Below are 26,582 nucleotides of genomic sequence, written 5' to 3'. Positions count from 1 at the left end.
AAGGAAAGGGAAAACGACGCTTTTCCCTTTCCGTGGAGCGAAAAGTCCCGGATTGGACTTTTTGCGACCCTGTCAAAAGTTGATGGACTCGCAAAAAGTCCATCAACGCGAGAACCTGATTTTTCGATGTGAGGGGGCTCCAGGTCATGTTCCGGTCTGCGATCGCGATTCCCAGGTTGTTTCTTGCAGGGTTTTCCTGCCTGCTTCTGGTATTCTTTTCCTGGCCTGTGCCTTCGGGACTGGCTGAGGGAGTAGCAGAGGGAGTAGCAGAGGGGGTAGCCGCCGGCAGCTCCCAGGCGGTTTCCTCGTCCGGGCAGGCCAGGGTTGTCGCCGGCTTTACGATCAAAAGGGACGGTCCGAACGGTAATGACTACCTTGGTTCGGAGGGGTGCATCCCCTGTCATGAGGGGGAGTACAACGGCTGGAAAAAGACCTTTCACAGCACAGCCGTTCAGGATGCCAGGGCCAATCCCGCCGCCATCCTCGGCGACTTCACTCAGGAGGAACTTCCCTTCACCAGGGACGAGATCGAGTACACCATCGGTTCCCACTGGGACCAGCGCTACATGAAACTGATCGACGGAGAATATTACGTCCTTCCCCGCCTGTGGTCAGTCCAGTCAAAGGAGTGGCGGCCCTATTCGGTCTGGTCCTGGAAGAAGAAGCCCTATTCCCTTTACTGCGCGGGATGCCACACGACCTTCATCGACCCGTTGAACAGGACCATCGGTGACCAGGGTGTCGGGTGCGAAGCGTGCCATGGCCCGGGAGGAAAACACGTCGAGGCCGGCGGTACTCCGGAACTCATCGTCAACCCGTCAGACCTGACTATTGAAAGGTACAACATGATCTGCGCCTCCTGCCACGTCAGGGGGACGGACATTTCCGGGGAATATTATTATCCTGTGGGCTTTATACCGGGGGATGACCTGACAAAGTTTTACATTCCCCTCGAGATAAAAGCGGATGAGAGTGTCCGGGGCGCCATCAGCCGCTTGTACCGTGACTGGACCGACAAGAAGCTCAATTCGGCGAGGGCAAGGTGCGAGGTCTGCGGAATCGCGGGTACGGATGGCGCCAAGATCGATGAGGGGGAGAAGAACGATATGCTGGATTTCTGCTTCTCCTGCCACAATTTCAGGGCCAAGATGCAGCTGCACACGCACCATCCCACGAATGTGACCCACGTCTGCATCGACTGCCATGTCCCCAAGGCCAAGCCCCTCAAGGAGAGCATGGAAGGGGACATCCATTCCTACAGCTACTTCATGGTGCACAACGACAACTGTTACGACAAGGAGATCGAGAAAGCGTGTGTGGTCTGCCACGAGGATGAGGAGGGCGGGCTTTCATGGGCAAGGGATATCATGGGGGGATGGAAAAAAACCATTTTCGTGGACCACTAATATCCGCAGCACGTCAGCGGCTTGCTGTGGATATATATTTGGGGCAGTGTTTTGGCAGGTGCCTGAATTGAATCTGCTGGAAAATGCTTCAGAACCGGCCTGAAAAGGCTATCAGGTTGAGGAATTTATGATCCGGAATCGGCACCCGGTTTTGGATGGAGGCACTCCTCGGAGGTTAAAGAAATGAAGAAAAAGAAACTCGTGATGGCGACCATATTCATGCTCGTGGTGGCTCCCCACGCCACCTTCTGTTTCCCGGGCGTTTCAGAGGCCCAGAGCACCGCCATGAGGGTGCAGATCGGCCAGCAGGCTCCCGACTTTACCCTCAAGACCCTGGACGGCAGGGAGATCACGCTCTCGGACTATTTCGGCAAGAAGGTGGTCATGCTGGAGTTCTGGGCCACCTGGTGCAACATCTGTGTCGCCGAGATCCCCAATATCCTGAAGAACTATGACAAGTTCAAGGACCAGGGGTTCGAGATCCTGGCCATCACCCTGCAGTCCGGGGATGACACCGAGATCGCCAAGGTTGTGGAGGAGAACGGTGTCACCTATCCGATCCTCATCGACGAGAGGCTGAAGGTGGCAACAAAGATTTACGGCCTTTCCGGCCCTATCCCCCTAAAGGTAGTCATCGGTGTCGACGGTGTCGTCAGGTACAGCCATGTGGGCGACTTTCCGCCCGGTGAAGATGAGATCCCCTTTGTCATCGAGGACCTCATCCAGGCTGTTCCGAAGTAAGGAGATCTGTGTGTATCCAGGTATGCAGGTATCTATGTGCCTATGTAAGAACCTGATATCGCAGGCAGGTGGAAATCTGGGAACTTGGATACGTAGATACTTGATGGACTCGCAAAAAGTCCATCAACGCGCCCCGCGCGGGGCGCCCAAATCAATGACTTACACCGTAAGTCATTGATTTGTAAGGAAAGGGAAAACGACGCTTTTCCCTTTCCGTGGAGCAAAAAGTCCCGGATTGGACTTTTTGCGACTCTATCATACTTAGTCACTTGGATATTTAGTTGCATCATTGAACTTTACTCAAAGGGGCCGGCCTTGAAGCGTTCCATGAACCAGTCCATTTTTCTGCCGATCTGCATCCTGATCACCCTTTGCCTCATTCCCGCGCAGGTTCACGCGCAGGGGGCCGAGGGTTTCATCGGTTCGTGGGAGTGCCAGGAGTGCCACGAGGAAATTTACGCCCAATGGCTCCGTACCCCCCATGCAAGGATGCTCCGCAACGCCATGAAGGACCCGAAGGCTGTCGAGGCCACCGATTTCGGGCCGAGCATACCTTTCGAGAAAGGCGATATCTATTTCACCATCGGCAGCCACTGGATCCAGAAGTACATGACCCTTCTGGGGGGGCAGTTCTACGTTCTGCCGAAGTACTGGAATATCGCCGAGGAGAGGTGGGAGCCGTATTCCATCTGGAACTGGAACGAACAGCCTTATCCCCTGTACTGCAACGGATGTCACGCGGTCGGCTTCGACATGGAAACCAGGTCCTACCAGGAGGAATCCATCGGGTGTGAGGCCTGCCACGGCCCTGGAGAGGCGCACGCCGATTCGGACGGGGACCCGGAGAAGATCGTCAATCCGAGGAACCTTTCCAAAAACTTGCGAGACATGATCTGCGAGGCTTGCCACACAGACGGCAAGGACAAAAAGACCCAGATCTTCCCATTTCCTGTTGGCTACATCCCAGGTGAGAATCTAAACGATTATTATACCGAGTTCTTCATGCCCAAACCCAAGTCAAAGGGCTGGTACTGGGGGACCATGGATTACCATGAACGCCACAGGATGTTCATGTTCTGGGCCAACAAGTTCTACGCCACCGACCGGGCCTGCGAGGTGTGCGGGTTCGACCGTGGGATCACGGTGACCGAAGCGAGAACGATGACCCGAAGTGAGTACTGCGGCACGTGCCATCGCGGTATCTATAAAAATTATAACAATCACGCTTTCCACTCCGAAGGCCAGGCTACCTGCGACGATTGCCACATACCCACCGTTATCGAAGGCGGTCAGGAGTACAGCATCCACGACCACAGGTTCGATTTCAGCCGTCCGGCCCCCCCCTGCATCGAATGCCACGGGGAGAGCATGGAAGGGCAGGAAGCGCCTGCCGAGAAGAACCACGACTTCAATTTCAGCCCTGTAAAGGTCCAGGAGAACCTCACCATCGTGCAGGCCTGTGCCCGCTGTCACACCAGGAAGGACGATGTCTGGCTTAACGAGCAGGTCACCCGAATCCAGAACGAAGGGTTCGAGGCCAGGAAAACGGTCGTCATCGAGGAAGAAAAAGAGGAGCGTATCGTCCCGCTGATACGGTAGGGATAGCCTCGGGAGCCGGACTCAGGCAGGAAGGTGTAAGGGCAGGGTCTAGGTGTCTGGTATCTGGGGAAGAACCGTGATTTTCCCCACCTGAAACCTAAAACGTAAAACCCGCGGAGTGGCAGCTCTGCGCACCAGGAATTTGAAACTCCGGCACATTGCCGGAGTTATTTTGTTCGGAGGTCGGCGTTCATCGGTCCATCCCGATGCAGCGTACTGTTCTTTTGGCATTCCGGGCGTCCATTAGTGTATTTCGATACTCTCCCTCTCCCCGCCGTGGGAGAGGGTCGGGGTGAGGGGGAAAGAATTTCCAGAGGGGGGGGATTGTAGGAAGGGGTGATGTCCGGAATGACGGACCCCCTGTTCTCCTGCACCTTTCCCTGGATTCATCCAAATTTAAAGGGGCTGCAATTTGTGCAGCCCCTTTTAACCTACAACCTGAAATCCGATGGATCCCAGGGGTTTTGTCGGATTTCAGGTTCCTGACATGGATTGCCTGATGACCTCCTTGAGTTCGCTGGGCTCAAGGTGGCCGACAGTCGAAAAGATCACTTTGCCATCCATCCCGATGGCGTAGGTTGTGGGTGTTCCCGCCACTCCGTAGGGATCGGCGATCTTGTACTCCAGACCGTTCAGTTCGTCGTAAACGGTGATAAAATTCAGGTTCGAGTCGGCCATGAACTTGGTGATGGCCTTGCCCAGTTTATCCCCGTCCAGGTTGACCCCGATAAAGGCGACCTCGTCCCGCCCGAACTCGTCGGAAAGGTTCTGCAGGACCGGCATCTCCTCCCGGCATGGGCCGCAGAAGAAGGACCAGAAGAAAAGGACCACCGGTTTTTGTCCGATGAGCTGCTTGAGAGCGAACTCGCTTCCGTCCAGGCTGCTGCACGTGAAAAGGGGTGCGTCCGCGCCGACCTTGAGGATCCGGCTTTCAAGCAGGCCCTCCTTTTCCGCTGACATGGAAGGGGGAGCGGCGAGGAAAAGAGAAAGGCACATCACGGTAATGAGCAGGGGGTGGAGGTTTGTCTGTCTGATCGGGTTCATGAAATGAGTCCTTTCCAGGATCACTTTAAAAGGGATTCGATAAGGTGGTCGAACTCCTTCTCATCTCCGGGTTTGTAACCGATGTGGAACATCTTCACCTTGCCGTCCTTGCCGATGATGATGGTGGTCGGCAGCATCCCCACCTTGTAGGCTCCGGCGATCTCACGCTTCTGATCGATGATCACGGGGTAGGTGATCTTGAAGTTGAGGCCATCGATGAACTTGCCGACCCTGCGGGGGCTGAACGAGTCGAGGTCGACTCCGTAGACCATCAAACCCTGGTCCTTGTATTTTTCGTACAGATCCACGAGGGAGGGCATTTCCTGGACGCAGGACACGCAGTAGATCGACCAGAAGTCGAGCAGGATCACATCTTTACCCAGGTGAGGCTCGAGACCTCTCATCTCCCCGTTCATGTCCGCCATGGCAGGCCAGATAGGCGAGGGCTGGCCCTCGAGGGGGTTGGCGGCCATGGAAACTCTAGGGAGAGCAAGCGCGGTGAGGCTTACGGCACACAGGAACAAAAACAGGCAGAGCTTTGTAACCCGTGATAACCGTTTGGGGAACATGGAAGCGGACGTCATTAATAAAATCCTCCGTTGCTGACACGAGGATATGGAGAGGAGGGCCTGTATGCCCCCCCAAACCCATGAATACCTATCAGCGCAGGGCTTCATTTGTCAACCCGAAACCCTCGATGGCGATCCTGGTTTGTTACCAGGGGATTGTATTTAATTTCATTATTGTAACTCTCTGCTTTTGGATTGTCCACATTTTGACTATCCTGCCGATAACCTTTTTACACAGGTTTGATGAACTCGCAAAAAGTCCATCAAACATCTCGCGCCTGTCAGGGAAAAACCGGTTCGGGGGAGTCACGCTTATGGCGTGATCCAACACCCCGCAAAATGGCTCGAAGGGACTTTTTGCGAGGTTGCCGAATTTGGTAATGAATGGGGGTTTTCTTTTGTGTTATATAATGCGTTACTGTGACAAGTGAATTTTGATGGACTCGCAAAAAGTCCATCAACGCACCCCGCGCGGGGTGCCCGGATCGATGACCGGCAAATATGTCAGCGATCCGTGAGGAAAGGGAAAACGACGCTTTTCCCTTTCCGTGGAGCGAAAAGTCCCGGATTGGACTTTTTGCGACCCTGTCAATTTTGATAGATGAAGCCGCTTTTTAAAAGAGCGTTCAATATATCGGCAATCAGCTCCCTTCTCCTGGTTTTCATTCTGGTGCCCTTGGCGTCTGCCCAGACATCATTATCTCCTCCCAAGTGGATCGATATCACCGAAATCCGTGGTGGTGTAAGCCTGCGCTGGTTTCGGGTGCAAGGGGCTGTGAAGTACCAGGTACATCGGCGTGTTGGAGAGAAGGGAGATTTCCTGCATGTTGGTGACGCTGTGAACCCTGTACTCGATGATTTTAACTTATCTCCCGGGGAGGTCTATTTCTATACGATCACCGCGCGGGATATTAATGGGATAGCGAGTGAAAGATCGGAGATGCGGTACATAAGGTTGGCGCCTCCAGAACTTGGGGCGCTCCTGCCTCCGAGTTGGGCATCATACCAGATCCGCCCTGAAGGGATCGCCCTGGCCTGGCTTCATGAGAACCCTGAACATGTGTTGGCTTTCAACCTTTACAGAAGAAAAGAGGGTGATAGTTCCTTCACCCTGTTAAGCAGCACTCTGGATTCGACTTTTCTGGACAGGGATGTGTTCCTGGGCAACCGGTACGAATATGTCGTTTCCGCTCTGGATAGGAAACTGCAGGAATCTGACAACAGTGATGTCCTGAAGATCTTGAATGTGTCGTCAGCAGTTCTTGCACCAGCGGATTCCAGACTCTTGGCCATAAAAACTCTGGAGGAGGTAACCGCTCGGACAGAGCTTGTCACGCAGTTCAATCAAGATGGGTACGGATTTGTCAGTCCCGTGGACATCGAATACCTGCCCTCTGAGCAGAAACTTTTTGTGTCTGACAGTGGTACAGGACTGATAACGGTCATCGGTCCCAACGGGGATATCCTGGCCCGGCACGGCGGCCGGGGGGCACAGCCGTGGGAGTTCGAAAGACTTCTCGGGATCGCCGTGGATGAGCACGGTTACGTTTTTGCCGCGGATGCGTACCGGGGAGAGATAGTGGTCTTTTCTCCTCGCGGCAATTTTGACCGAAGAATACAGCTCAAAGAGATGGTCCTTGAATACTTCGGCCCGGGATTCCAGCTTCGATTCCCGTGGTTCAGGTTCGGCCTGGTGGATATTATCGCCGGCAGCGATGACAGGCTTTTTGTGGTGGATAATCCCAACGGGTGGGTCTACGTGCTCGACAATAAGGACGAACTGGTCAAGGTCATCGGTGAAAGGGGATCCGACCCGGGAAGGATGCACTATCCAACCTTTGCAAACCGTGATCCCGGCGGGCGGCTTGTCGTTTCGGACACCCTCAACTCCAGGTTACAGATGTTCGACCTGAATGGAGGATATCTCGGAGCCATCGGTGAGAGAGGCCTGGGTATCGGTCAGTTCCTGCGACCAAAAGGCATTGCCATCAGTAGGGATGGGCACATATATGTGGCAGACTCACAACAGAACGTTATCCAGGTCTTCGATGATGAAGGAGAATTCGTATTTCTCCTCACGAATGAGCGCGGGTTGCCCATCGATCTCGGTTCACCCAACGGGCTGGTATTTGTGGAACCGGACCTGCTGATTGTTTGTGAGAAACTGGCTCGAAGAGTCCAGATCAGAAAAATTCTTTTCGCAACGGCGGGTGGAGGGGACAGGATCGATGTTGTTCCCCTGAAAAAACCATAATGACTCCTTTAAAACTCAAAACATCGGTTCCCATAATGGGAACTGTCCTGATGCTCTTTTTTTTGCCGGGACCTGTTGGTGGAAATATTTTTAATTCCCCTCATGATCTGTATGAGCAAGGGTATCTTCAGCTTACAGAAGATTTGAAGCGTCAAAATCCGCAGTGCAAGGTCTGTCACCCTTTACAGACTGACGGCAGGCCCTTGATCTGGGACTCACTGCCGGAGTCGCTTCTGGAGTATGGAAAGACAGGCAACATCTGTGCTTCCTGTCATGACGGTGTCGCGATCGTCGATCAGAATGTTGATGCCGGTTTGACGGTATACCATCCTCAAAGCCACGGATACGATCCGGGAAACGGTCCGACTGATACGGAGTTGAGTAACACGGGGCTGGCTTATGTGAAGGGCGAGAAGATCGAGTGCTCACTTTGCCACGACCCCCACAACCCGGCCCGCAGGCCGTTCCTCCGGGTTCCTCTGGAAGGGTTATGCGTGCGGTGCCACAAGAATAAGGTACATCAAGGGTACGGTACCCAGAATGTCACAGGTACCCACCCGGTGGGTATAGAACCGTATGATCAAACAAAAGGAGCAAGCCCGATTATTGTCGATGCGGGCTTTATGGTCCCGTTTCCGGAGCCTTATCCGCTTTCCAGTGGAATGTTAGCCGAAGAGGGACATTGGACTTTGGGTGGGCACCTGACCTTTGGAACATACGGCAAGATAGAGTGCACCACCTGTCACGCGTTCCATGGCATCGAGAGCGTGGGACCCACGGAGAATCTGCTCTCCAAGGACCCTGTAAAGGAAGTGTCGAACGAATTCTGTGAAGGGTGCCACAAGGGAGAAAGGGGTGATAAAAAAAGTCAGCCCCCCTATCCCAACCCCGGTGGTACGGTTACGGAAAGGACCTACCATCCCGTGGATGACGACGAGGCGAACGGAACCGGTTGGATCGCCGCGATAGCCGATACTACTGAAAGGATCTATCTCGAATGGGGAAAAACAGATACTGATACCGATCTGCCCCTGATGATCTGTACGAGCTGCCATGTGGCCCACGGTGGAATGGAAAATTCACCCGCTCTCATCGATATCCCGGCACCGGTCAGGGATGGCGATGTCGATACATTTTGCGAGATATGCCACAGGGAACCGCCGGTAGGTCATCACGGTTATGAGAATGACGGTCTGTTAAGCCCGGAGATCGCCCAGCAGATAAGCTCCAACCAGGAAAGTTTGGGTAAAACCTACGGCGAGCCGCTGCCGGACAGGGTATACTGTTCTCATTGTCATCGGGCCCATAATGCGGGGTATGGTCGGGTGGAGGTGAATTTTATCCCTATTCTTGTGGACATGCTTGCGGATATTTGCGCCAATTGTCACCAACTGGGTGTCAGCCATTTTATGGGTGACCCCACGTTGCCATCAACATATGATAAACTGGATCCGCCGCTTTATCGTGGGGAATGGCCTGCGACGGGCATGGTGTCCGCATACGATGGTGAAGGCGACACACCGACTACGATCACGTGTCTGACCTGTCACTATCTGACGCCACTTCCGGGGACGGATCCTTCGGTGCCTCATAAGCTCCTTGCGCCGGCTGGCCCGGATTCTGAATGGAGCGATGAGACGCCTGAAGATTACCTCTGTATTGGTTGTCACGGCATGGACGCGGAGACTTTTGGAGAGGGCCACACCCACCCTCTCCTGGAAGCTGACTGGCTTTCATTTCCCAATATATATACAACTCACCTGTTGCCTGATGAATATCCGGCTACATATACGCAAAATGGGAACATGAATTGTCATTCGTGTCATGTGACTCACAACGCCATCACACGTGGTGGTGCATATATTTTTAAAGTGGGGGATGGCGATAACATCGATCCAAAAGCGATTCACCCGAAAATCGACTTTACGCGTCTTTGCCACTCCTGCCATCCGGCGTCAGCTTATTGATCGTTATGGTAACCGGCGACACGGATCGAAAAGATGCTGTTCTCGCAAAACTTGCCCAGAGAGGTGACAGGGATGCCTATGGCGAGCTAGTCACCCGTTTTCAAAACCGGATGTACAGCTTCTGCTACCAGTTCTTCCGAAACCCGGACATCGCCTCCGATCTTGCCCAGGAAACGTTCCTGCGGGCCTACCGTTACATCAAGAAGTATGATCCCGACAAAAAATTCTCCACCTGGCTTTACAGCATCGCTAAAAATATCTGTATCGACGAGCATCGTAAGATGGGTCGAGGCAAAACGGTTTCCATTGATGACCTTCCTCCGGAAAAGATCAGGTCTACTGAGGACAGCCTGCATTTGAAGAACCCGATGCAGATTTCGATGCAGATACAGGATCGGATGATGCTTGAAGAGGCCATCGGACGGCTTCCTGAAAAGTACCGGACCGTTATCATCCTGTGTTATTTTCAGGAGATGCCCTACCAGGAGATAGCCGACGTGCTTGGTCTCAACCTGAACCTGGTCAAGGTGCGGATCTTCAGGGCAAAGAAAAGACTCCTGGAGATCCTCAACGAAGAATCGGGTGCGGGCATCCCTGAAGGGAACGAGGACGATTAACTCTTTTCCTGCCAGGAGACCATTTGTGATGCGACCGGCGAGAAAGGGCTTTTCCCGGCTCCTGACTGCTCTCTTTCTTTCCATGGTGATTTCATGCGCCACAGTGGAAAAAAATCAGGATAATGTGCCGCTCGAACCAGACCGACAGGCCGAACTGGCCCTTTTATGGAGATTCCAGGCTGCCGGTCCGGTTGTTTCATCCCCTTTGGTAAGCGCTGGAATCCTTTATATCGGTGACAACACCGGTGCGGTCTATGCACTGGATTCAGCAAGCGGGGAGCAGAGGTGGAAGTTCAAGGCGTCTTATTTTGTGCAGTCAACTCCTGCGGTTTTCAAGGGAATGCTCCTCGTTTCAGCCTACGATTTTAGCTTTTACATGATCGATTTGTTAACCGGTGAAATGGTTCATCGGATCGTGACGGGTTCCTCGAATCAATCCTCTCCAATCATCGCTGATAATATTTTTATATTCGGTAGTGCCGATCATCACCTTTATGTTGTTGATATCGATAACCATGATAACATCTGGAAATACAGAGCAGATTCGGGAATTTTCACCACTCCTGTTATCGATGACAACCGGGTTGTTTTCTTCGGAACCGAGAAAGGCAGCTTCCTGGCTCTGGATATCGTTGAAAGGAAAGAACGTTGGACTGTCTCCAATGGTACAAGAATATTTTCCTCGCCGGCTCTCCAGGCTGGGATGGTGGTCTTCGGATGCGACGACGGCAACCTCTACTGCCTGGATCAAAATACAGGTGAAGAGATCTGGAGGTTCGGTACGGGGAGTCAGATCATTTCCAGTCCGCGGATTGCCGATGGGGTGGTCTATGTGGGTGGAACGGACGGCACCTTTTACGCTATCGACCTTTCGACCGGACAGTTGAAGTGGGAACATGTCGTCGGTACCGAAATATATTCTTCCCCTCGTGTTTCGGGAGGGGCGGTCTTTTTCGGGGCACAGGACGGGACTTTGTACATACTGGCGGAAAAGGATGGGAGACTTCTCACGAAATACCAGACCGGAGGGCCGGTTTCCTCTTCGCCTGCCGTGGAGAATGGCGTCGTCTATTACGGAAGCGACGACGGCTACGTCTACGCCCTTAAGGTGGAATAGAAGATATGCTGGCATCCAGGATAGGTGATGGATACAAGGAGGGCCACTGATCCGTGGCCCTTTTTATTTGCTTTTGATCTTCCCGCCCACGATCTGGCCCAGAACAGTGCTGGCCAGGAAAAGAGGGATGAAAAAGTAGGTAAACCCCCCCCATCTACGCATGATGAAGATGAACGGGATGACCAGGTGGATGGCCAGCCACCACTGGACGGTGAATTTACGGCACCGGGCGCGCCACATCCCGAAGGGCAGGGTGATGACGAAGGTCACAGCCAGGAGGGTGACCAGCATGAGGGGGTTCTGGGGGGGGAAATCCATGGCGAGGGTTTTAGCAGAGGGGCAGGGCGGGGTCAAGGATAGGTAATAACGACTCACAATAGCACGCCATCTACTTCGTACTCCCTCCTCGGGAACCTCGAAGTACCAACTTACGTACGTCTTCGGTTCCCTCGTCAGTCGAGCCTCGTATCTGCCATACTCTTGTGAGCCTTCCTTTAATTGAGGTGCGGATAGGTTAGGATAAAGATTGATGACTTCGCAAAAAGTCATCAACGCGCCCCGCGCGGGGCGCCCAAATCAATGACCGGCACCGCAAGTCATTGATTTGTAAGGAAAGGGAAAACGACGCTTTTCCCTTTCCGTGGAGCGAAAAGTCCCGGATTGGACTTTTTGCGACCCTATCAAGATTGATTGCCCTTGGCTTTGCATGCTCAGAGAGAAGACAGTTGCTTCTTCTCCGCGTCCGCGTATCTCCGTGTCACCGCGTCGAAGTTACTCGACATCCATCCAGAAGCGTCTGCGCCTTCTGCCAGGCGGGCAGGAACTCCAGCCGGCACATGACGATGTCGTTCAGTATCCTGACCGATTCGGATCGTTCGTAATCTTTAAGCAGGTAGGCTTTTTTGTACTTTTCCTGCAGCGGAGGATCCATTATCCCGATGATCTGAACCCGCTGGGCATGGTTTGCAAACGGTACAATGGGCCTCACTGCCCTCACCGCCTCGTTTATCTGCCCCCTCCCAAGCAGGGACCTGACCGTCGAAATGATCTTTTCGAACTGGTCGGCCTTGATCCCTCCCTGCGATGCGCTTAATGGATCTGCTTTTTCGTTGACGCCCGCAGCGGTGATCCGGGGGGATTGATCTCTTCCGGAAGGACCGCGATCCAGGGGGACGGACGGCGCTCTTGTAGCAGGGTTACTTTCTTTAAAGGGTGGGTCCTCTGTTTTAACGGTGTCTCTCGATACAGGCAGAACGGTTTCCGTCAGAGCCGCTCCGCCTGCCAATTCGTTTGAGCTTTCGTTTGTTTTTTGCCCGACCCGGCTGGTTTGAAAGGGCGCTTCCGGTGCCTCCAATGGTTCAACGTTCCATGAGTGGGAGACAAGGACATAACAAATGGTTGTCACCAGGATCAGGGCTCCTGATATGGCAAACCCTGATATGGTGGACATTGACCGGCGGACCCCCTTGCCGGATCCGGCCCTGTTAGCCAGGATATCACCAGGACCCATGAGACGCACGGAGTAGGGACCGAACCGATAATCTTTTCCGGGAACCATAGTGTTCAGCGCCTTTGAACCGCTCCCGTTACCGCCTTCCCGGTAATGGGGAACTGGTCCCAGAATGATCTCCCCAGCCTGGCGGGGGAAGGCAGGATGCGGCAGCACGATGGAGTTGTTCCGGGAACGGCCGAAGGTGATCTGTTTTCCTCGGGGCTGGAACGTGTGGACGACTTTTCCCCCTTCCCTCACGACGACCAGGTGCCCTCCGCCATTATGACCCCATGAATTTCCCGGCAGTTTCAAGCCGGTATTGGTCGCTTCATCGAAAACATCCCGGTTATTGTCAGAAACCATTGAGAATCCTCCAGCCTTCCTCCCACTCTTCAGGTATCCAGTCCCGGGTTCGGGCTGCCAGTTTCCCGGCAGTTTCCTCGTCCCCCATGATACGCGCAGACCTTATCTGAAAAGTGGTTTCCTGCAGTATTTCGATCATCCTGTTGTGCACCATATCAAGGACGCTGTTTTTCATCGAACTCAGCTCGGGCAGATGGTTCGGGATCGAAATTTTGTTCAGGATCCCATACAAACGGCCGAGATCCGGACCGTCGAGCACTTGCTCTTTCAGGAGATTGTTGGCGCCTTCCAGAGTTTGTCTGACGGCGGCCTGGTCCATGGGGCGCTCCACGGTCCGGATCGATTCGACCTCTTTCACACCCCATCCGTTGGTGTCCGGTAACTGTGAAAAACGGCGAAACTCTATTGTGTTTTCTCCCACCTGGATCATTTTGGCGGGAATCCGGACCACTCTTTTCATACCCCATCCTTCCGGCAGTTTAATTGAGTTCAGAGGGGGATTCTGATTAACCGAAAGAGATAGTGTGGAGCCGTCCCCTTCGCCGCCGGGCACAAAGGTAATGTCGTGAGGTTCGGCTGCCTCGGCCTCAAAAGAGTAAAGGATCCCATCCCGATGGTTGTGATCCTGGCGGCAAAAGCCATAGGCTTCCCTTGCAGGAAGGGGGATGGCAGACCAGTCCTGAGCACTGGATCCCCCACGCACCGCTTCGAGAACCAGGGCCAGGAGAATGGCCGCTAACAATGAAACCGCCGCCAGTAAAACGGGCAGCTTCAGCGACCGGCAGCGTATTTGAAGACCCGGCACATCCGTCGACCATCGGACTTTCCCTCTGTCGATGTTTTCTCCCCCATTCTTTCCCATACCCTTCCGTGGAGCATTAACAGCCAGGGTTTGAGAATTATCATGCAGGAACGGGTGGTTGACGATAAAATCGGACTCTTTTCCGGTACCGATGACCAGGGCTTTTCTGAAGGTCAAAAAGTACCTTTGTTTTTTATCCGTTTTAATAAGGATCAGGGAGGGGATCATCATCCTGCGCTCCAGAGGATCGAAACCTGCTCACCCGCTTCCAGTTCAACAGACAGGTTGTGGGCGTGGTGCGGGATTTCCAGAATGTGGCGGGTCCCCCGGGGCGACCGCGGGAACTTCATCGGCCGAATGGCCTGGGAAGAACCGAGCAACCGAAGGGAGGTGTCGAAAAAGTACAGGTCCAGAGGGAACAGCATCCCCAGGGTGTGGACCCTGGGAGTGTCAAGAAAGAGCATACCGGGACAGTTAATGAAACCTCTCAGAGCATATCCCGTTAAACGTCCGAAAAAGGTCGACCTCACGTCCAGCTCATCCAGGATCACCTGTCCCGTGTTACTGTTTACGAGAGCGTTCATGGTATCCTGCCTGCCAGAGACACGATCACGGGACTGAAGATCACCAGGAACGCCGCCGGGAAGATAAAGAAAAGAAGAGGTATCAGGATCTTGATTGAAGCGGTGTTAGCGAACTGTTCTCCCTCAAGGATCATGTGCTCTCTCATCCTGACAGATTGTTCACGGAGCATCGCACCCATGGGAGTGCCATGACGCAGGGCGCCGGATATAGCCTGGAATGGGACTTCTGCTTCAGGGCTGTTCATGAATTGGATGGTTTTTTCCAGGGCTCCTTGAAAAGTCTCCCCGACCTTCAGATGGCGGTCGAGCTCTGTCAGGCTCTGACAAAGGGGCGCTGATGGTTTGAACAGGCTTGGGGCAGACCGCAAGGCGGACAGAAGGGAGTGGCCCGATTCGACCTGAAGGACCAGGTAATCCAGGAGCATGGGAAGGTCCCGTCTGATGGCGGCTCTTCGGATGACAACCTTCCGGTGGGTGTGGGATATTAACAGTGCCCAACAGAATAAGATCGCCAGTGTGGAAAGGATCGCGACCCTCGGTGAGAAGGATGTGAAAATAGTGATCAGAAAGGCCATGCTGCTCATGGCGGATATTGTGATCGCTGAAGTTCTCCTGTCCTTTGTTTCCATATTTTTTACAGGTTCAGTGTCCCCGGAAAGGTACTCGGTAACCAGGACCATGATGCCTGTGGTAAACATCGCCACCAGAAGGCCGGTAACAACTGTAATTCCCATCACAGGATCTCCTGTTTTAAAACCCTCCTGATCAGAAGGGCGCCAATGGTCTGAAGAAGTAATGCTGCTGCCATGATATTTCTGCCAAGATCCGTGCGGATCACCGGGATCATGTTCTGTGGGCTGACGATATACAAAAGGATCATGAAGACCAGGGGAACAGCCACAATGACGCTCCCTTGCATCCTGCTTTGAGCTGTCCTGGCCAGGATCTTTTTTCTCAGATTGGATCGCTCTCTGCAAAGAGTAGCAAGAAGGGAGAGCGCTTCGACCATGTTGCTTCCAGAACGGTAGCAGGCTGCAATAGAGTTGAGCGCCAGAGACATACTGCCTGTGCTGATCTCATCGGCCTCTGATTTGAGAGCCTCTTCGAGAGACATGCCTGATCTGTGTTTGAGAAGGATCTTCTGCACGAATGTCATCAGCGGGTCAGGCGCCTTCCTGATACAGATGTCCATGGATTGCTGAAGGCTGTTACCTGCCGAGAGGCCAGAGGCGAGAGTGTCCAGGAAGGCGGGCAGCTGCTCTTCCATCTGCTGTGAACTCTTGCGGGATATCTTCTCCCTGTTGGATCTTTTCCCATACCATCCTGCCGCGAGGAAGGTGATGGTTGTCGCCGCTGCCCCTGTGAGAAACGTCGAAAAAATATCAAGTAAGTGCATTGGAGCGCACCTCCATTGAAGGGGAGTGGACCTTTTCCATGATATCGCTTCCCGAAAGGAATGAAGCCTGGATACCGGTGGCCGCAGCGCCGCCCTCGTCACCGTCGGGTTCGAAGATGGGTTGTGTCAGGACCTGTTCTGATTCGTATCCATCCACTTCGACGATGTGAGTTACTGCGCGCCTGCCACCGGGCAGACGAACGATCTGGACGATAATGTTGACGGCAGATGCGATCTGTTCGCGGATAACATGCTGGGGAACGGCCAGGCCGCCCATGAGGGCCATCATCTCGATCCTTTTGAGTGCGTCCCTGGGCGAATTGGCGTGACAGGTCGTCATTGAACCTTCATGCCCGGTATTCATGGCCTGGAGCATGTCAAAAGCCTCACCGCCCCGACACTCACCGACGATGATGCGATCCGGTCTCATCCTGAGAGAGTTTCTCACAAGGTCTCTGGTAGTAATCTCGCCCGTCCCCTCCAGGTTGGCCGGCCGTGTTTCCAGGCGTACCACATGTTCCTGATTCAGTTTGAGTTCCGCGGCATCCTCTATGGTCACGACCCGTTCCAGGTCCTGGATGAAGGAGGCCAGAACGTTGAGAAGGGTTGTCTTCCCTGCGCCGGTGCCCCCTGAGATGATGATGTTCCTTTTCTTGCGCACCGCCTGCTTAAGAAAGGAGGCAGCGTCCGCGCTGACCGTCCCGTTGGCAACCAGGTCGTCGATCCTGGGTTGTCGAGCCGGGAATTTACGTATGGTTACAACGGGACCGATGAGGGATGCCGGAGGGATGACCACATTGATCCTGGAACCGTCCGGCAATCGGCCATCCACGTAAGGGTTTTTCTCGTCTACACGTCTGCCCAGGGGGGCAAGGATCCGGTCGATGATGCCCATGATCAGGTTGGAGTCACCAAAAGGGGTCTTCACTCTTAATATCTGTCCCTTTTTTTCCAGGTAAGCAGAGTCGGTTCCGTTGATCATGATCTCAGAAACTCCCGGGTCTTCAAGCCATTCCTCCAGGGGACCCAGACCAAGAGACAAGGTGAGGGCTTTTCGGGTCAGGATTTCGGCGTTGCCCGTTCCCGTGTGCGAACCCAGCAGGTGGATGATCTTCTGATACAGGATCTTCTCAGCTTTGACGGACAGCTCCTCCCCCCCTTCACCGTTGTGGTTGTGCCGGGCAGCTTCCATCAATGCCGGGAGGGATCTGACAGCTTCCTGGACGATGGAATCCTCCTCCGGGGAACGATCATGGGATACCTGGTGAGGTCCGGCGGGAAAAGAACTGAGGTCTGGTGTCACACAGAGGTGAAAACGGAAGGGACCGATCTCAAGGTTCTGGTCCGGATAGAGAGTCGTGGAGCTTTTCACCGGGACTCCCTCGAGAAAAGTCCCGTTGGCGCTGCGGCAGTCTTCAAGAAAAAAATGGGATTTGCCCTCGATCAGGGTGACACGGGCATGTGTCCTGGATACGGAAGGGTGATCCAGATTGATTTCAGCGCTTTCATCGCGTCCGATAACGATCCTGCTGCCGGTCGCTGAAACGACCCTGCTTTCTTTCACCGGAGATATGAAGGTTGCGATCATTTTCATGAGTTGCCTCCCCGGGGACAGGGTGGCCCCTGCCCCCGTCAGGGAAAGTTGTCATTCGGTCGTTACCAGGTCTCTTAGCTTCTCCACGAGTCCCGCTCCTATCCCCCGTATTTCCAAGAGGCCATCGACGGTGGCAAAGGGCCCGTGCCCTTCGCGGAAAGCGATGATCGCGTCGGCTTTTGCCTGCCCGATCCCGGGAAGGGATGTAAGCTCCTCGGATGTGGCAACGTTGATGTTGACCTTCCCGCCGTCCATTCCGGAAGCCACTATGGGCAGGAGAAGAGAAACCGCGGCCAGGAGAACCAGCAGCAAAGTCCCCGTACGTAAAAACCTCGATCCACTTTTCATTACTTCCTCCTTTTTCACGGGCCCTTTTCAGGCTCCGTTATCGGGCCGCCTCCGGCAGCGCTTCGTCATATTCGTCAGTGTCGGAGACAGCGGTTGGTTGGGGCCGCAAAAAGACGGCCAGTTCCGTTTCCCTTTTCTGAAAGTCCCTGGACTTGAAGAGCTCACCCAGTATCGGGATGTCTCCCAGAAGAGGGACCTTTTTGATCCTTTCACTGTCGTCACTGTGAACGAGACCGGAAAGGACGATCCATTGCCCCATGGCCAGGCTCAGGCTGGTCTCGACTCTGCGGGTCAGGATTCCCGGGATACCCTCGACGGCGTTTGCCTGGTCCACCATGCTGACTTCCGAAAGCACCTGGACGTGGATCATGTCTTCCTGGTCTATGGAGGGCGCGACCTGGAGGATGATCCCGTACGGTTTCCAGGTAACGGAAATGCCGCCCTCCTGATCCGTGCGTGGTATGGGGATTTCACCCCCGGCCTGAAAGGTCGCTTTTTGGCCAGAGCGGCACGCCAGCCTGGGTCTGGAGATGATCCTGGCTTTTCCTTCGCGGATAAGGTGCTGGATGGTGATCTCAAGTGAGTGCGCAGGCGCCAGTTTCCCCAAACGCAAGCTGTCCGGCGCGGCCAGGGTGGTGGAAGCAGGCCAGTCGATCCCGATCTCCCTGAAAGCATCCCGGTTGATCTCCAGAAATGAGACTTCGAACAGGACCATCCGGCGGTCGGCTACCAGGGAACGGGTGCCATCGATAAAAGGGATATTCAGCGCTTTGCACATTCTTTCCACTCTCGACGCGTCCCCTTCTTCGGCCGGGGTTCCGGATAGCAGAAGTGTTTTCCCGAGGGTGGACAGATGCAGGCCCTCGACGCGGTTCTCTTTAAGGATGCGGTTCAGATAATCCGCTGATACTGCCAGGGCGTCCGGGTGGTAGGAACACAGGTTTATGATGTTGCTCATGGAATCGCTAATCGTGCTGACCCGGCGCATGTCTTCAGACAGGAGCAGCTCTCCTCTGAAGATCGCCCCTCCAGGGAACCGGGAAACGATGAGATTTTCTATGTCCTCGACGGACTGGAGAGTGCGGTCGAGGGCCTCTTCTGAACTGTGGGACAAAGGGATCGCCTGCAGGGAGCCGGCTTCGCTGATGTCGTCGATGTCGAAACTGTCATCGCAGGGCGATGAGCCCGAAAAAAGAAGAGTTAAGCACAGCGCTGCCGCCGGGATAAGGGTGGGCCGGTACCGGTTCATCTCGTTTTCCTTTCATCGGTTTCGAGAATGGTGGTCTCCTTCCCCAAAATCTCGGAAAGGATATCCCTTCCCCTGACCAGGAAGTGGACCTCACCCACCTGGGACGCCTTAAGTATCCTGGCAGCGATGGCGGGTTCAGCCAGCAGCGTGACGGAAAGGGGATAATCGCTCTCTTCGTCGCTCCGGTCCCAGCTGTCCAGATGCAGTCCAACACCCAGGATAAGGATCCCTTCTGCCACCGTGTCGGTGATCAGCCCTCCCGCTGATTCCGAGAATGACGAAGCGAGCACATCGACTTTGTCTCCTGGTGAAAGGAAATGGACCATGGTGTGGATCTCGTCTGCAGGCAGAGCGATCGCGCGATAGCCTGGAGGGATTCTTTCAGATGGGTTTTTCAGCCTTGGTCCCTCCGGCAGGTCGGTCCAAAGGACAGTGTCACCCGCTGGTATGGTGTTGAGGGTCCGCCGGTTACTGACAAGTTCCAGGTCGTCAGGGGTAAGGGCCCTCCGAGAAAGAGATTTACGCGGAACCATGACCGCCGTCAGGGTGTCAGGTTGAAGGCGCTCACCGGCGTGAACCGTGCGGCTTGCTGTCAGGGCAGGGGCCATTTCCGTGAGGTCGGTGATCTCGTCACGGATCGACTGGATCCGGGACATGTATCCAGAGGCGCTGATAAGGCCAATCAGGCAGGAAATGATGAGAACGGTTCTTTTACTTTTCATGGTGACTCCTTAAGGTGCCTGGCTTAGGGTGCAGGGCTGGCGATAACTGACAGGATAAGGTCGATGAAGCGGACTATCCTCTCGTGACACACTGCCATGCTTCCGATTGCGCCCAGAGAGACAAGAGCTGTCAGAAAGGCCGTTTCCGTGAGTGACTGGCCGGATTCACTTCGTCTCATCTGGTTTTCCTCCTGAATCATTCGCCGGAACCGCATCGAGATTGAGGTGAAAAAGGTTGATGCCCAGTTTTTTTAATACGGTGTCTTTTCCCCGCAGAACCCCAACCAGACTCCAGCTTTTCACGTGGCGGGATACGTCCTGTTCCTCGAACCTGTCTGGTATGAGCAGGGACAGACTGCGGGTGACCGTTTCGCTGGTACGGGACCACGATGCCATGACGCTGCCGGCCAACAGGTCTTTTCGTGTGAGAGTCATGCTGAGTTCATGCCGTATCATCCGGTCCGGGAGAACCCCGGGCAGTGAGAACGATATGTTGCCGGTTGGAGTGCTTGTCGAGGTTTCTTCGATTGTTTCCTCGTCGGGATAAGTGGGTGTGCGGCAGCTTCCATGAGCTTCGGAAAGGATGTCAGGGATCAACTCTGTCTTTTCCGTGAGTTGGGAAAGGGCCAGTCTTTCGTCGAGCCACGTCGGGAATATCCCGTAGGCTGTCAGGGGCAGCACGCAGGCGAAGAGCAGGAGAAAAACCGGCAGGATAACGAGCAGTTCGATCAACGCCTGTCCGGTTTGTCTGGCAGTTTGTCTGTCGGACCTGAAAAGACTCAATGTCGGATCTCCTCGAGGATCATTTTCGGTACGATCTTTTTCGCCGTTGGTTCGGATGCCACCGGAATGAGTTGGGTCTTCCAGAATGGATTGAACACGTTGGGCTGTTCTTCAGGATGAGACTCCCGGTGATAGAAAAGGCGTCCTGCGGAGAGGGCAAGAAAATTTCTCTCATCTATCTCCCCGAACAACTCGCCCGAAAAGTTCCACTGCAGGGCCAGGGGCAAAGTGAATTCAGTGTTCTTCCCACGGTTAAGGGAGATGATCCGCTCAGGAGCTTTGTAGCCGAGATCCGATGCGAGGTTTTTTTCTGACAGGGCCGTTTTCCAGCGCCAGCGGAGCCGCTTGAACACTTTTATTCGCAGCTTGTCCTGGGCTTGCAGGTCCCCCGTGGGGATGTTGAGCCCGCCCGTTTTCTTTATTGGAGAGAACCCACCGACGCTGACCCTCCAGTTCCGCTTCAGAGTGTGGCTGTCCATGGTAGCCCTTCTGACCGCTGCAGCCTTCTCCATTGGGATGGGTTCGAGACTTTTTTGGATCTGTCGTGCCTTGGTTAACAGAAGCAGCTTGCCCGGCGCGGGCATTTCCGATCCCGGCATGTTCTCCTCGATGGAGCGCTGGGCGACCTTCAAGGAATTCAGCGGCAGGAGCTTTCGGATAAACTGCTGGCTCCGGCCAAGAAGGGAGTTGGCCCCGCGGCAAAAAGGAAGGATCAGGGAAGCTGATCGTTTCACGAGGAGTTCCATGGATCTGGCGCCCTGAGAAATAAATGTCAGCGCCGGCCCAACGTAAGGAACGAACTTCAGGTACTTTTGGAACTTTTCCACGAACCTTCTGTAAAAACGTGATTCGCAGCTAAGGGCGTTGAGCTGTGCGGCCAGGGCATCATTTGCCAGGATGGCCCTGTTGGCCAGGGCGATGGAATTGAGAGTGTTGGCCTGATGGTTCAGCACGGAAAGGACGGCCATGTCAGCCGTTAATTGAAGGCGGATCTTCTGCTGCACGGCTGCCGACACCGTGAAAAGGCCCAGGAGGAGAGTGCAGCACAGGCCAAGGACCAGAACCGCCAGGATAAGGACCTGTCCCCGGATTCCCGATCTGGAGGCGGGTCTACCTTTCATCGCTGTTTTCCGTTTCTTTGTATTGTTGCATTTCCATGGTCCACGAAGCGTGCAAGGGGATCGTGGGCCCGGATCGATATGGGCCTGTTCCGGATGATCTCCCGAACAGCCTGCTTGCCAGCGGGACGATCAGGGGGTAGTTCCAGGTGACCCGGATGCCCAGATGCGTGTTTGGAGCAGGCCCCCCCTGTGGTCTTTGTCGGTCCGTTTCCTGGTCGTTCCCATCGATCAATTCGATCAGCAGCGATCCTGGCCGGAAAGGAGACAAGCCGGGTGACGCAGCCAGGATCCTGGAGGCGGTTTTTTCCATGACCCGGATATCCCCATCGTGGACAACTCCTGAACGCGCAGCGTAAAAGGCGGCGTACTGGAGTTGGACGCGTGCTATGGCAAGGAAGAAAAGCTGGAAGATGAGGCATACAAGTACGAGGAAGACAGGGAGGGCCACTATGGCCTCGATAACTCCCTGTCCCCTCGCGTTTCGGGGTGGCCCGGATTCTTCGGTCTTCACGAATGCCATCGCCGGAGACCCTTTCAACGGGCCGGGGACGAGAAGTCGCCCATACCCCTCTGGTTCTTTTCTTTTTCAGCTTTTTTGACGATATCTTTCGCTTTGCCGTGAGCCGGGCTACCGGCCAGGGCGGCCGTCATGGTGTAGAATTGGTTCCGTACCACATCGCCAAAGAACCCCACCACGGTGATTGCCGCCACAGCGATAAGCGCGACGATGACGATGTATTCTGTCATCCCCTGTCCAGACTGCGTGTTTCGTTTCTTTTTCATGAGCGATGCCTCCTTTCGTTGACCAGGGATGAGCAAGGCCTGGGCCAGACGAGGATTTTTTGTAAAATCCCTGTATATTCAAACCGTTACAGAACAAACAGTGATATCCATGTTCTTCATGACCCTGTACCTGGCCTCCATGTCGTCCGGGAACCGGACAAAGTGTCCGGGTGTTCGGCCGCAAAGGCGGGGGGAAGGGGAAGAGGGCGTGGAAGCATGGGAGCAGGGAAGCATGGGAGCAGGGAAGCAGGGGGCAGGTATCTAAGTATCCAGGCATCAACGACAGAACATACGTAGACACGCAGACACTTAAACACGTAGACACTTAGGCAAGTCGTTACGTCGGAAGCCAGGTTGCCTCTTCGCGCTTCGTACTTTGTACCTCACTCCAGCCCAACGATTACAAATTTGTACCGTTGCCCGTTGCCTGCCTTGTGTGGTAATAGCTGATATGTTAAGGGAGTGTGGTCCAATCCGGGAGGAAAGTAGATCATGAACCTGAGACCGGTCTGCATATCGGCAATCCTCATGGCGCTGGTTCTGACTGTGGTCAACTGCGGCCGCGACACCGTCGCACCGTCCGACCCGGCGTCGACAGCGGACATCCCTCCCGTAGTATTCTTCCATAGCAGCCCCGGCGCCGAGATCGCCCTGCGGGGGACGGTGAGCGACAACGTCAAGGTCGCCGAGGTCTCGGTGGCCATCAACGGTACTTCCTTTGCCACCGCAACCATAGAACCTCCCGGAGGTGCCCAAACCGTAGATTGGACCTACATGGCGACGGCTGCCGAACTGCCCGCCGGCGCCAACACTGTCCTCGTCAGGGCTGTGGACAGCAGCGACAACGAGACCGTAAGCTCCCCCATCATCGTCGAGAGTACAATGGGCTCCACCATCGACAGCCTTCTGGCTGTCCTCAGCGTCCCGCGGCTCGCTGATACGATCGGTCTGAGCACCGGAAGCGGTCAGGCCTTCGGTAACAGTGCCACCTCATGGACGATCCCCATCGATGCCGGCCTGACACTCTCCGGGGCCGGCAGCGCAACGATCCTTGAGGCTGATATCTCCCACCCGGTGTTGTTTTCGGTGAGCGCAAACCTGAACCTGAAAAACATGGTCGTCAGGGGCGCCCAGGTAGGGGTCGAAGTGAGTGATCCGTCGGCCGATCCGGAGATTCTCATCGAGAACTGTCTCTTCGACGGGCAGGGGGCCTGGGCCATCGACGCTGTGGACGACGAAGGTACTAACGTCCAGTTCCTGTCGAGCACGGTGGACGCGTCGGCGGCCAGCAGCGCCAGCCGCGGCGGCCTGTATCTCGAAGGGGTGACCTACTACCTTGTGGCTGATTCCGTGTTCACCGGGCACACTGACCCAGGAGGGCCGGCCGACGGCACTGTGGAAGGTGCCGCCGTTCAAGTCGTGGGTAGTAGCGGCCAGATCACCGAGTCCATTTTCGACGGCAACGCCCTCGCCATCTGGGCCAGCGGAGGTACGCCATTGATCGATTCCTGCAGCATCTCCGGCGCTGCTTATACGACCTACGGAATCAACCTCACAGGGGGGCCGGGCACACCGATTCTCCAATACAATCACATATCAGGCAATTCCGGCTACGGCACCAGGATCGGTGGAGAGATGACACCAGTGTTTTACCGCAACGTCATAACTCTCAATAAAGAATCCGGTGTCTTGGTTGACTTCACAGGGACGCTCCAGAACGCCGGTGAAATAGTCCTTGGTGATAATGATAAAAAATCGACGACGGGCTTTAACGATATTTTCGATAACGTTTATCCGGGCATTACAGGGAAAATTGAAGTGTATGTTACTGAAGCAACACCTAATGATAGTAAACCCTACCCGGTGTATCCGATTAAGGCCCACAACAACTATTGGGGTGCAACTGTCCAGGATTTCGTCAACGCCAGGACCTACGATAATTTCGATACAGTTCCCAATGACAGGTTAGCCCTTCAGCCAACCTTTTTCACTAACTCCAGGAACAACGATTGAGGTTAAAGCCATGACTGCATCCACCGTTTACTTCACAGACCTCCGCACCCGGATGGGGTATGGCCTTCTGGACAAAACGCGGAAACTTTTCAAAGTTTCCGCGTTCGCCGACCGTCTCGACAAGGGGGACAAGGTGGCCGTGAAGCTCCACTTCGGCGAGGCGGGAAACACATCCTTTCTGTCGCCCCAGTTCGCGAGAGCGATCATCGACGAGATCAAGGCAGCCGGCGGAAATCCGTTTCTCATCGACACCAACACCCTTTACAAGGGCTCCCGCGGAAACGCGGTGGACCACCTCGAGACGGCGATCCTGAACGGTTTTTCCTACGCCACGGTGGGGGCCCCCATCGTCATCGGGGACGGGCTCATCGGCATGGACTACATCCGGGAGCCCGTCGACGGCAAGCATTTCTCCGAGGTGAAGATCGCCGCCGGTTTCCACCACGCCGATGCCGTGGTAGACCTGACCCATTTCACGGGCCACGAGCTTTTCGGGTTCGGTGGGGTCCTCAAGGGGATCGGGATGGGGGCGGCCAGCCCCAGCGGCAAACAGGAGATCCACTCCGACGTCCTGCCCTCGGTCATCACCGCAAAGTGCACCATGTGCGGCCGCTGTTTCAGCTGGTGCCCTGAAGACGCCATCGAGTGGGAGGCCGGCACGGAGGCGCTCATCGTCGAGGAAAAGTGTATCGGCTGCGGTGAATGTACTGTAGCGTGCCAGGACAGCGCCATCGCCGTGAACTGGAAGACAGACACCGGCATCACCCAGGAGAAAACGGCCGAATATGTGGCCGGCGCCCTGAAGAACAAGGCAGGCAAAGGGCTCTATTTCAGTTTCCTGATGAACATCAGCCCTGACTGTGACTGTTACGGGTTCAACGACCCGCCCTTTGTGGCCGACATCGGTATCCTGGCCTCTTTCGATCCGGTGGCCATCGATCAGGCGGGGATGGACCTTGTCAACGGCGCCCAGGCTGTTGCCGGGAGCAAACTGGAGGATCTGGAGGCTACGGACAAGATCGTGGCTATTACCGGCATCGACTGGGAGCCGATCCTGGCGCATGCCGAAAAGCTCGGGCTCGGATCACGGGAGTATACACTTGAAACGGTTGCGTAGGATCGCTGTCCTGGCCCTCGGTGCCTTTCTTCTTACCGCGTCCCTCTCATGGGCGGCGGCCGAAGGGAAAATAACCCTGCGGATCCTCCTGGTCCCGGAGCGGAACATTTTCGAGCAGGAGCGAAAGTACCAATATCTTCGCGATTACACCTCTTCCCTGCTGCCCATGGATGTGAGGTTCGAAGTCCTCGGCGGATACGGAGAGGTGATCAGGGCTCTTGACGAAAGGAGGGCGGATGGCGCCTTTCTGGGCAGCTTTGTGGCCGCCCTCGGCATTGAGAACCATGGTCTCGTTCCCCTGATCCGGCCCGAATGGCCGTCGGGGGAGACCTTTTACCGATCCTACATCTTCAAACGGTCCGGGACACCCATTACCCGTGATGTGAGTACCTGGAAAAACCGTTCCTTCGTTTTCGTGAGCCCTTACACTTCGGCCGGGTACTTTTTTCCCCTGGCGCTTCTGAAAAAGGCGGGGGTCAACGAACCGGCCGAATTTTTTTCAAGTATACAGTATTCAGGCAGCCACGACGCGGCGATCTGGATGGTGGCCAACGACATGGTCGAGATGGGCGCCGCCAAGAACACGATATACGAGGAACTCCTCCAGAAAAAACCGGAACTCGCCGGCAAGATAGAAATCCTGTACTCGGGGGGACATTTCCCTGACGCCACCCTCTGTATGAAGGCTGAGACACCGGACGAGGTCCGGGAAGCGATGCGGTCCGTATTCTTGAGGATGTCATCCAGCAAGGAAGGGCAGGAGGTCCTCAAAATGTTTGGAGCCGCCCGGTTCGTCCCCGCTTCCACGGGGGACTTCGGAGAAGTCCGGGAGGTCGTGAAAGAAAGCGGCCATATCCTCAAGCAGATGAAGATCCTCAATTAGAACCAGGAGCGTAAAGGT

The 26,582-nt window shown here is 55.0% G+C and carries 27 protein-coding genes; 10 read left to right on the top strand and 17 right to left on the bottom strand.

Annotation, left to right across the window (positions count from 1 at the left end; translation table 11 throughout):
• Positions 1-146 precede the first annotated feature (146 nt).
• The 3 genes from P1S46_00780 to P1S46_00770 all read left to right on the top strand — a co-directional run bounded on the left by P1S46_00780 (position 147) and on the right by P1S46_00770 (position 3,746).
• Positions 147-1,406 carry a multiheme c-type cytochrome gene (locus tag P1S46_00780; protein ID MDF1535022.1) on the top strand — a complete coding sequence of 420 codons (1,260 nt, stop codon included), beginning with the start codon at positions 147-149 and terminating at the stop codon, positions 1,404-1,406.
• Positions 1,407-1,589: 183 nt separating this feature from the next.
• Complete coding sequence (locus P1S46_00775; GenBank protein ID MDF1535021.1) at positions 1,590-2,147, top strand: redoxin domain-containing protein; 558 nt, start codon at positions 1,590-1,592, stop codon at positions 2,145-2,147.
• Positions 2,148-2,462: 315 nt separating this feature from the next.
• Positions 2,463-3,746 carry a multiheme c-type cytochrome gene (locus P1S46_00770; GenBank protein ID MDF1535020.1) on the top strand — a complete coding sequence of 428 codons (1,284 nt, stop codon included), beginning with the start codon at positions 2,463-2,465 and terminating at the stop codon, positions 3,744-3,746.
• A 474-nt stretch (positions 3,747-4,220) separates the two neighbouring features.
• Here P1S46_00770 and P1S46_00765 read toward each other — a convergent pair whose 3' ends face one another.
• Positions 4,221-4,790, bottom strand: a complete 570-nt coding sequence (locus tag P1S46_00765; protein ID MDF1535019.1) for a TlpA disulfide reductase family protein — start codon at positions 4,788-4,790, stop codon at positions 4,221-4,223.
• A gap of 20 nt (positions 4,791-4,810) precedes the next feature.
• Positions 4,811-5,263, bottom strand: coding sequence for a TlpA disulfide reductase family protein (locus P1S46_00760; protein ID MDF1535018.1), 453 nt, complete (start codon positions 5,261-5,263; stop codon positions 4,811-4,813).
• 871 nt (positions 5,264-6,134) lie between these two features.
• Between P1S46_00760 and P1S46_00755 the strand changes: the two genes are divergently transcribed.
• From P1S46_00755 to P1S46_00740, 4 genes are read left to right on the top strand one after another with little or no spacing between them, the layout of a single operon-like run.
• Positions 6,135-7,613: a 6-bladed beta-propeller gene (locus P1S46_00755; protein ID MDF1535017.1), complete on the top strand. Its 1,479-nt coding sequence runs from the start codon at positions 6,135-6,137 to the stop codon at positions 7,611-7,613.
• Positions 7,613-9,580, top strand: a complete 1,968-nt coding sequence (locus P1S46_00750) for a cytochrome c3 family protein (GenBank protein MDF1535016.1) — start codon at positions 7,613-7,615, stop codon at positions 9,578-9,580. The genes P1S46_00755 and P1S46_00750 overlap by 1 nt, the downstream gene beginning before the upstream one ends.
• Positions 9,581-9,585: 5 nt before the next feature.
• Positions 9,586-10,197 (top strand): sigma-70 family RNA polymerase sigma factor, encoded by a 612-nt coding sequence (locus tag P1S46_00745; GenBank protein ID MDF1535015.1) that lies wholly within the window; start codon positions 9,586-9,588, stop codon positions 10,195-10,197.
• Between the two features lie 28 nt (positions 10,198-10,225).
• Positions 10,226-11,314, top strand: coding sequence for a PQQ-binding-like beta-propeller repeat protein (locus P1S46_00740; protein MDF1535014.1), 1,089 nt, complete (start codon positions 10,226-10,228; stop codon positions 11,312-11,314).
• Positions 11,315-11,377: 63 nt separating this feature from the next.
• Here the strand turns inward: P1S46_00740 and P1S46_00735 are convergent, their stop codons facing one another.
• The 15 genes from P1S46_00735 to P1S46_00665 form a co-directional block, all read right to left on the bottom strand.
• Positions 11,378-11,632 carry a hypothetical protein gene (locus P1S46_00735; protein ID MDF1535013.1) on the bottom strand — a complete coding sequence of 85 codons (255 nt, stop codon included), beginning with the start codon at positions 11,630-11,632 and terminating at the stop codon, positions 11,378-11,380.
• A 439-nt stretch (positions 11,633-12,071) separates the two neighbouring features.
• Positions 12,072-13,169 carry a hypothetical protein gene (locus P1S46_00730; GenBank protein ID MDF1535012.1) on the bottom strand — a complete coding sequence of 366 codons (1,098 nt, stop codon included), beginning with the start codon at positions 13,167-13,169 and terminating at the stop codon, positions 12,072-12,074.
• Entirely contained in the window at positions 13,159-14,202 is a 1,044-nt protein-coding gene (locus P1S46_00725) for a hypothetical protein (GenBank protein ID MDF1535011.1), read from the bottom strand. The genes P1S46_00730 and P1S46_00725 overlap by 11 nt, the downstream gene beginning before the upstream one ends.
• Positions 14,199-14,555 (bottom strand): DUF192 domain-containing protein, encoded by a 357-nt coding sequence (locus P1S46_00720; GenBank protein MDF1535010.1) that lies wholly within the window; start codon positions 14,553-14,555, stop codon positions 14,199-14,201. The genes P1S46_00725 and P1S46_00720 overlap by 4 nt, the downstream gene beginning before the upstream one ends.
• The gene (locus P1S46_00715; GenBank protein MDF1535009.1) at positions 14,552-15,289 is read right to left on the bottom strand and encodes a type II secretion system F family protein; all 738 of its coding nucleotides are present in this window, start codon (positions 15,287-15,289) and stop codon (positions 14,552-14,554) included. The genes P1S46_00720 and P1S46_00715 overlap by 4 nt, the downstream gene beginning before the upstream one ends.
• Entirely contained in the window at positions 15,289-15,951 is a 663-nt protein-coding gene (locus P1S46_00710; protein MDF1535008.1) for a type II secretion system F family protein, read from the bottom strand. Before P1S46_00710 ends, P1S46_00715 begins: the two co-directional genes overlap by 1 nt.
• Positions 15,938-17,545 carry an ATPase, T2SS/T4P/T4SS family gene (locus P1S46_00705; protein ID MDF1535007.1) on the bottom strand — a complete coding sequence of 536 codons (1,608 nt, stop codon included), beginning with the start codon at positions 17,543-17,545 and terminating at the stop codon, positions 15,938-15,940. The genes P1S46_00710 and P1S46_00705 overlap by 14 nt, the downstream gene beginning before the upstream one ends.
• A 51-nt stretch (positions 17,546-17,596) precedes the next feature.
• Positions 17,597-17,893 carry a ComEA family DNA-binding protein gene (locus P1S46_00700; protein ID MDF1535006.1) on the bottom strand — a complete coding sequence of 99 codons (297 nt, stop codon included), beginning with the start codon at positions 17,891-17,893 and terminating at the stop codon, positions 17,597-17,599.
• Between the two features lie 37 nt (positions 17,894-17,930).
• Positions 17,931-19,142, bottom strand: coding sequence for a type II and III secretion system protein (locus P1S46_00695; GenBank protein MDF1535005.1), 1,212 nt, complete (start codon positions 19,140-19,142; stop codon positions 17,931-17,933).
• Positions 19,139-19,864: a Flp pilus assembly protein CpaB gene (cpaB, locus tag P1S46_00690; protein MDF1535004.1), complete on the bottom strand. Its 726-nt coding sequence runs from the start codon at positions 19,862-19,864 to the stop codon at positions 19,139-19,141. The genes P1S46_00695 and cpaB overlap by 4 nt, the downstream gene beginning before the upstream one ends.
• 23 nt (positions 19,865-19,887) lie before the next feature.
• Positions 19,888-20,043 (bottom strand): hypothetical protein, encoded by a 156-nt coding sequence (locus tag P1S46_00685; GenBank protein MDF1535003.1) that lies wholly within the window; start codon positions 20,041-20,043, stop codon positions 19,888-19,890.
• Entirely contained in the window at positions 20,030-20,647 is a 618-nt protein-coding gene (locus P1S46_00680; GenBank protein ID MDF1535002.1) for a hypothetical protein, read from the bottom strand. Before P1S46_00680 ends, P1S46_00685 begins: the two co-directional genes overlap by 14 nt.
• On the bottom strand, positions 20,644-21,768 hold the full coding sequence (locus P1S46_00675) for a hypothetical protein (GenBank protein MDF1535001.1): 1,125 nt from the start codon (positions 21,766-21,768) through the stop codon (positions 20,644-20,646). Before P1S46_00675 ends, P1S46_00680 begins: the two co-directional genes overlap by 4 nt.
• Positions 21,758-22,288, bottom strand: a complete 531-nt coding sequence (locus tag P1S46_00670; GenBank protein MDF1535000.1) for a pilus assembly protein — start codon at positions 22,286-22,288, stop codon at positions 21,758-21,760. Before P1S46_00670 ends, P1S46_00675 begins: the two co-directional genes overlap by 11 nt.
• A gap of 14 nt (positions 22,289-22,302) precedes the next feature.
• Positions 22,303-22,551 (bottom strand): hypothetical protein, encoded by a 249-nt coding sequence (locus P1S46_00665; GenBank protein ID MDF1534999.1) that lies wholly within the window; start codon positions 22,549-22,551, stop codon positions 22,303-22,305.
• A 492-nt stretch (positions 22,552-23,043) separates the two neighbouring features.
• On the opposite strand from P1S46_00665, the gene P1S46_00660 reads away from it, so the two are divergent.
• The 3 genes from P1S46_00660 to phnD are packed head-to-tail and all read left to right on the top strand — an operon-like array spanning position 23,044 to position 26,564.
• Entirely contained in the window at positions 23,044-24,564 is a 1,521-nt protein-coding gene (locus tag P1S46_00660; GenBank protein ID MDF1534998.1) for a right-handed parallel beta-helix repeat-containing protein, read from the top strand.
• Between the two features lie 10 nt (positions 24,565-24,574).
• On the top strand, positions 24,575-25,681 hold the full coding sequence (locus P1S46_00655) for a DUF362 domain-containing protein (protein ID MDF1534997.1): 1,107 nt from the start codon (positions 24,575-24,577) through the stop codon (positions 25,679-25,681).
• Positions 25,665-26,564: a phosphate/phosphite/phosphonate ABC transporter substrate-binding protein gene (gene phnD / locus P1S46_00650; GenBank protein ID MDF1534996.1), complete on the top strand. Its 900-nt coding sequence runs from the start codon at positions 25,665-25,667 to the stop codon at positions 26,562-26,564. Before P1S46_00655 ends, phnD begins: the two co-directional genes overlap by 17 nt.
• The last annotated feature ends 18 nt before the right edge of the window (positions 26,565-26,582 follow it).

The organism is bacterium, from assembly GCA_029210545.1.
Taxonomy (GTDB): domain Bacteria; phylum BMS3Abin14; class BMS3Abin14; order BMS3Abin14; family BMS3Abin14; genus JARGFV01.
Note: the sequence above shows the minus strand (reverse complement) of the source record. Positions and strands in the feature narration are given on the sequence as shown.